Annotated in this window: 5 protein-coding genes; all 5 read left to right on the plus strand. The window is 52.8% G+C overall.

From position 1 onward, the window contains the following. The first annotated feature begins 39 nt into the window (after nucleotides 1-39). Nucleotides 40-1,038 (plus strand): bifunctional oligoribonuclease/PAP phosphatase NrnA, encoded by a 999-nt coding sequence (locus VKV18_RS07555; RefSeq protein WP_324203603.1) that lies wholly within the window; start codon nucleotides 40-42, stop codon nucleotides 1,036-1,038. 381 nt (nucleotides 1,039-1,419) lie between these two features. After that, nucleotides 1,420-3,375: a TonB-dependent receptor plug domain-containing protein gene (locus VKV18_RS07560; protein ID WP_324203604.1), complete on the plus strand. Its 1,956-nt coding sequence runs from the start codon at nucleotides 1,420-1,422 to the stop codon at nucleotides 3,373-3,375. 123 nt (nucleotides 3,376-3,498) lie between these two features. Beyond that, on the plus strand, nucleotides 3,499-5,466 hold the full coding sequence (locus VKV18_RS07565) for a TonB-dependent receptor (RefSeq protein WP_324203605.1): 1,968 nt from the start codon (nucleotides 3,499-3,501) through the stop codon (nucleotides 5,464-5,466). Nucleotides 5,467-5,616: 150 nt separating this feature from the next. After that, nucleotides 5,617-5,919, plus strand: a complete 303-nt coding sequence (gene rpsF, locus VKV18_RS07570; RefSeq protein ID WP_324199428.1) for a 30S ribosomal protein S6 — start codon at nucleotides 5,617-5,619, stop codon at nucleotides 5,917-5,919. A 132-nt stretch (nucleotides 5,920-6,051) separates the two neighbouring features. Then, nucleotides 6,052-6,164 (plus strand): single-stranded DNA-binding protein (gene ssb / locus VKV18_RS07575; protein ID WP_324199429.1); only part of this gene is annotated, 113 nt, incomplete at its 3' end.

Genomic DNA, 6,164 nt, shown 5'->3' on the forward strand with positions numbered 1-6,164 from the left:
TGGGTCTAAAGAAGTGAAAGGAGATAGCAGTACCGATTCATGAGAAAAGCGGCTCTGGCTGTGGCAAGAGCGCTCTGTAGCACAGAACGCGTGGTCCTTGCTGCCCACGTTAACCCTGATGGAGACACCCTTGGCTGCACGCTGGCCTTGATGCATGCGCTGAAAGCCTTGGGCAAAGCGGTAGTTCTTCTCTCCGCCGATGGCGTGCCCAGCATCTATACCTGGATGCCCGGTGCCGATGTCGTACAGACAAGCACGGAACGCCGAGATTTCGATGTGGCTGTGGTCTGCGATGCAGGACGTATAGATAGAGTAGGTTCGGTTCAAGAGATCGTTCTATCGGCTCCGCTCGTGGTGGATGTAGACCACCATCTCGCCGACGGGGTATTTGGAAATCTGTTGTTCGTGGATGCCAACGCTGCAGCAGCCTGCGAACTTGGGTGGGAACTCGTGTTGGCCTTAGAAAAGGTAAGCGGCAAGCGCTTGGCAAACCGCGAGATCGCGGAATGCCTACTTACCGGCATCATTACCGACACCGGCTCTTTTCAGTTCCCCAGCGTAACCCCACGCACGTTCACCATTGCTGCCAAGCTGCAGCGTCTCGGAGCCGTGCCCTCTCGCATCAACGAGCTTGTGTTTGAAAACCGCTCGCGCGAAAGTGTGGAGCTGTTGGGCCGCGCCCTAAGCACCCTACAAATATCCCCCGATGGAAAGGTGGCCTGGGTTCATGTGACGGCCAAAGACTACGAGGAGTTTAACGCCGTAGATGCCGATACCGAAGGGATCGTCAATCATGTGCGTTCGATTCAGGGTGTCCTCATCGGCATTCTCTTCCGTGAGATACCTGGGAAAAAGGTGCGGGTAAGCCTTCGTGCCCGCGAGGGCGCCGACGTCCATCGCATCGCACAGGTGTTTGGAGGGGGAGGGCATCGCCTCGCGGCCGGTTGCTCGCTGCCGCCCCCTCTAGAAAAGGCCGAACAGCTTGTGGTTGCCGAAGCCATCCGCCAACTAAACGAGCAGTTTGGCGGTACAGGTTGAACACGCGCTCCCTAAGCAGCGCATTGGAATGGGCTAAGCTTACCTCTCATAGCCGTTGAGAAGCATAACCCACGTCCTACACCCAGCAAATCTTGGGAAGGGATATTGATACTCTATTCCTGTTCCCTCCGATAGACTTTTCTCCAACAGCTGCCTTATTAACCCTCTCTTAAACGAGAATCGACGACGGCTCGCTTCAAAACCGCCTCACCGTGCTTCCCCGTTTTTAGCCAAGTTATTGCAGACACCCCGAAACATACAACATTCCCTAAAGAACCTGACAAAAATACCGATATTTCTTTGTGTTTCCATAAGGAAACGCTTTTTAACATCATCGTTGTGCGTTTACGATATCCTTCGTGAAGAGGAGAAACTACCACCATGAAATTCGGCATACTCTTTGTTGTTCTTTGGTTCGGTTTAGGGAACGCTTTCGCGGCGCCCACAACCTCGCTCACCGAGTCGTCTCTGGGCAATGAACTGCTTTTTGCAGGAACCCAGACGGTGGTAACGGCTTCCCGTTCTAAACAGCCGCTCAACCAAGCGCCTGCCGCCGTCACGGTGATAACCGCCGATCAGCTTGAAAGGTACGGCATCGTCACCATCCCTGACGCTCTCCGCTATGTGGTGGGCATGAATGTTTCCGAAGCCGGTGCCAACGTAGTTAACGTAACTCTGCGTGGCTTCAACTCGCAATATGCTAACACCTTGCTGGTTATGATAGACAATCGCCCTATCAACGAGCAGTTTACGGGCGGGCTTTTTTGGGAGAGCGTTCCCCTACTTATAAGCCAAATTGACCGTATCGAGATCGTTCGCGGGCCTGGCTCCGTGCTATACGGTGCGAATGCCTATAACGGAGTTATCAATATCATTACCAAAACTCCAGAGGCGCTTGCCGACACCAAATCGAACCTGCGGTTTCGCACCGTTTTAGGAGGCTATAAGAGCGATTACGACGAACTCCTTGCCTCTGGGACCGATGGGCGGGGAAACGCCTTCGCATTCGGGTTTGGCTACAACCACACGGGCGGCTTCGGCAGCACCGCCCCTACAGGCATGTTAGATAACTACGCCGTTTCTCTGCTGAATTTCGATGGAGAACACAAAGTTGGCGTTGGAAGAATACGTCTGCAGACAGGCTATGCACAAAGCGCGGAAAACTTCTATCAAGTGCTCTATCTAACCGGCATGCATGTTTATAACTCTTCTATCGCGCTACGTTATGATGAACCGCATGCTCCTAACCCGCTTATGGCTAGGGTCAGTTATACCAGCTTCAAACTCTCGTCCGCAGGCAGCACAGAGGACGAAACCCATACTTTTGAAGGGGAGCTGCAAAAACAGAACTCTATCGGCTCACGGCATACGTTTGTCTATGGACTATCTTGGAACCATACGGTGCTGCACTCCGACATTGCCTACTCCGGCAAGCACTACCAAGATATCTTCGGCGCCTATCTTCAAGATGAGTGGAAGTTTTTGCGTGGCTGGATAGGCTATTTAGGTTTTCGCGTGGACAACGCCACGCTCATCGGCACCAGTTTCTCCCCCCGCATAAGCCTGCTCAAAAACTTAGGCAGTCGGCAAACGCTCCGCTTCGCCTATGGCACCTCCTACCAGTCTCCACCGCTTGTCAACTCCTATCTCGATACCGCCTTTCCCATCGCACCGGGGATAACCGCAGCGACCACCGGGAACCCCAAGCTTAACACCATTACCCTCAACGGTTTAGAGCTAGATTGGCGCCAAGAGTTACCAAAAGGCTACCTCCAACTAAACAGCTACTACAGCTTTATTCGCAACATCATCGGGCTTGTGCCCACCGCCTTCCAGCCTTCCCCACCCTTTCCACCCGGCACTCCGTCTGCTCTCTCTTATGCAAACGTCAGCGATGCCACCTCATACGGCTTGGAGATTGATAGCGCTCTTAAGTTGGCCAAAAATCTCGATGCGCATTTCAACTATGCCTACAACTACGAACACCTCAAAAATGTGGCACTGGCCGGTGCCTTTGCACCGAACCATATGGCAAACCTGTCACTAGATGCAGATTTAGGCCGACATTGGGAGGCCTTTGTGGGAGCCCACCTGGTAGGGGCAACGTCGCTGAACTCCTATGGTGTTATCTCTTCCGCCCCAGCTTATATCAACATGGACTTGCGGCTGGGCTACCGCCTACGCGAAGGCAAAGAGCCTCTTACCCTTGCCCTGGTAGTGCATAACCTTTTTGGCGATCATCACATTGAGCTGCCACCACCTCCCACAAACGGTCTACCTTCGCAAGTCACTCCCTTGCGCACTGTCGTTTACATTACCTTATCGGGCAAGTTTTAATGTCGTTTCGAACAAGTACCAATAGCTGCAGCAGACCAGCAAAACTACCAATAATGAGGCTGGAAGGCTGTGCTCTAAAAACGCAACCTCTGCTAATATCTCTGTTTCCTAAGAGGAACCCTTATGCCTTGTTCGTGTCGGTCGCTCTTAGTGCTCAGCATGGTTATGCTGCTACCTTCGATGAGAGGGGATGCTCTCGGCCCTCTCACCCAAAACGCCTTTAACAACGAACTGCTCTTTGCAGGAACCCAGACGGTGGTAACGGCTTCTCGGTCGAAACAGCCCCTCGCTCAGGCTCCCGCAGCAGTTACGGTTATCACCGGGGAACAGCTGCAACGCTATGGCGCTGTAACGCTCTTGGACGCTCTCCGTTATGTGCCCGGCCTCAACGTGGCAGAGGCCAATGCCGGCGTTGCAAACGTCACCATTCGCGGGCTTAATTCTCAATATGCGAATACGGTTCTTGTTATGATAGACAATCGGCCGGTTAACGAACAGTTTACCGGCGGTGTGTTTTGGCAACTCATCCCAGTGTTGTTGAGCCAAATCAAGCGCATCGAGATCGTGCGTGGACCCGGCTCGGTTTTATACGGGGCCAACGCTTATAACGGCGTCATTAACATCATTACCAAAACTCCTCAGGAGCTGGCCGGACGAGAGCCGAACCTACAGTTTCGCACCGTACTAGGCGGCTACAAGAGTGACTACGACGAGCTTCTGGCCTCCGCGGCCGACCGCTACGGTAACGCCTTTAGCGTGGGTTTTGGCTATAACCACACGGGCGGTTTTGGTACCGGTGGTTCGTTAGGGGTAAGGGATAACGAGGCAGTACCGTTCATCAGCCTGGATGCACAGCATAAGATGTCATTGGGAACGCTTCGTCTGCAGGCCGGCGACTTAGAGTATGCCGGAAATTTCTACGAAATTCTCTATCTCGCGGGGCTTCATACACGTACCTCCTATGTCGTCCTGCGCTATGACGAGCCTACCACGAAGAATCCACTTTCCGTACGATTAAGCTACAACAACTTCAAAGCCGTTTCGCAGAGCACGCTTATCGAACAAACCCACAACTTCGAAGGTGAGATTCAAAAACAGAACCAAGTTGCAAAGCATCATACCCTTGTCTACGGATTTACCTGGAACCACACCACGTTTCATGGAGACGACATTGTTACCGGAAGACATTTTCAAGACCTTTTTGGCCTCTATGCCCAAGATGAATGGCGGCTCCCTCAAAATTGGCTTGCCTACCTTGGTATTCGTTTTGATGATGCCACGGTCTACGGCTTTAACTTCTCCCCGCGCGTCAGCATCGTCAAGAAGTTAAGCAGCGACGCAATGCTACGGATAGCCTACGGCTCTTCGTTCCAAGCCCCTACCCTGCTGGAAACCTACCTCAATACACCCCTTCCACTTGCTCCTGGGTTAACAGGTTGGGGCTTAGGGAATACGAAGCTCAAAACCATCTCGCTTAACGGCCTCGAACTGGATTGGCGTCAGGAACTTCCGAAAGGATATATGGAGCTAAACAGTTTTTACAACTCCATCGGCAATCTCATCGGTATACTACCGATTGCCTTCGCCCCCTCACCACCCTACCCGCCGGGTTTACCGACCAAGCTCATGTACGAAAATGTCGGCGGTGCCACCCTCTATGGCGTGGAGTTTGAGAGCGAGCTACAAATGACAAAGCGATTAAGGGGGCTTTTTAACTACACATTTCTCGACCAGCAGGCTACAAGCAAGAGTGCTTTTCAAGGTACTTTTACACCAAAACATATTCTTAATGCAGGTATGGATGCGAGTTTAGGTGGCAGATGGAACGCATTCGTGGGCCTTCATGTGGTGGGAGCAAGCCGCTTAAGCACGTTTGGCATACTCACCAATGCGCCCGCCTATGCCAACATGGACTTGCGGCTGGGCTACCGCTTGCGCGAAGGCAAAGAGCCACTTACGCTTGCCCTGGTGGTGCATAACCTTTTCGGCGATCATCACATTGAGCTGCCACCGCCGCCCACCAACGGTCTCCCATCGCAAGTCACTCCCTTGCGCACTGTGGTCTACATCGCCTTATCGGGCAAGTTTTGAGCCGAAACACCCAGAGAGCTTGCTTTTCAACGGTTTGTGGAGGTATCATAAACGAAGCTATCGTTCCATAGAACAAGTCCGTTCGTGGAACTTGCAAGTTTTCCATCCCGCGCCCTCTCAAGAAGGGCGCCGTAGACCGAGGGAGAAACAATGCGTCATTACGAAGCGATGATCCTGCTCACACCAGAGTTGAACGACGAGCAGGTGGAAGCGACGCTCAGTCGCTATCAAAAAGTGGTACAAGACCAGGGCGGCACGGTTCACGAGGCCGGTTTGTGGGAGAAAGGCCGCCGTCCCCTTGCCTATCCCATTCGCAAGAAAACAGAGGGAATCTACCTTCTAATGCAGTTTGAAGCGGAGGCCGAAACGCCAAAAGAGCTTGACCGCCTTTTGCGCATTGACGATGTGGTGCTACGGCATATTGTGCTCCGCCAAGACCCGCACGAGGAATAGCCCAGCGCGCTCCCCATATGGTAAAATTTTTTCTACTAGTTTTTCCGCTTTTCATGGGGAAAACGGCAGTTGTATTATGGAGGGAGTCAACTCCCTCTTAGCAGACTTTTCTCAGCTAAAGGAGAAGATACCATGTCCGTTAATCGTGTGGTGCTTGTAGGGCGCTTAACGCGCGATCCGGAAGTCCGCTACACTCCCTCCGGCGTGCCGGTAGCGCAGTTTGGGCTGGCCGTCAACCGTTTCAC

Source organism: Chthonomonas sp., assembly GCF_035294505.1.
GTDB lineage: Bacteria > Armatimonadota > Chthonomonadetes > Chthonomonadales > Chthonomonadaceae > Chthonomonas.